The sequence below is a fragment of the Streptomyces sp. KR55 genome, assembly GCF_052245645.1.
GTDB classification, from domain to species: Bacteria; Actinomycetota; Actinomycetes; order Streptomycetales; family Streptomycetaceae; genus Streptomyces; species Streptomyces flavusporus.
Map to the genome: position 1 here is coordinate 1 of NZ_JBQQCE010001022.1, position 559 is coordinate 559.

At 69.2% G+C, this 559-nt stretch carries 1 protein-coding gene; it reads left to right on the forward strand.

Annotation, left to right across the window (positions count from 1 at the left end):
- Nucleotides 1–104: 104 nt before the first annotated feature.
- Nucleotides 105–559: lamin tail domain-containing protein (locus ACTWQJ_RS52130; RefSeq protein ID WP_443313315.1), on the forward strand; the 455-nt coding region annotated here is incomplete at its 3' end.

Here is a 559-nt window from a genome sequence, read left to right on the forward strand (position 1 = left end):
TGCGCGGCCGGCCGGCCGCCATCCGTACCGCACCATCACGTCCGTTTCCAGCCCCGCAGTCGGGCTGAAAAGCGGATCGGTGCCCGCACTTGCAGGAGGCCTTCGTGTCTTCTTCCATTGTGACCGCCCGTCATCTGTCCGCCGCCGTCCTCGCGGCCGTCACGGTCCTCGGCGCCGGGGCGCTGCCGGCGTCGGCCGCCGACCACCCTCGCTCGGACCGTGCGAAGGTGGAGATCTCGGCCGTGCAGTACGACTCCCCGGGTCGTGACGACTGGTCCAACCGCTCGCTGAACAGGGAGTGGGTGGAGATCACCAACAACAGCCGTCACGAGGTCGACCTGGACGGCTGGACCCTTCAGGACGAGGACGGTAACACCTACGTCTTCGACGGCTACCGCCTCGAGGGCCGCTCTACGGTGCGTATCCACACCGGCGTCGGCCGCGACACCGAGGCGGATCTCTACCAGGACCGCCGCCGCGAGGTCTGGGACAACCGCTCCGACACCGCAACCCTGCGCGATGACCGCGGCCGCTTTGCGGACGACTACGCGTGGGGCGA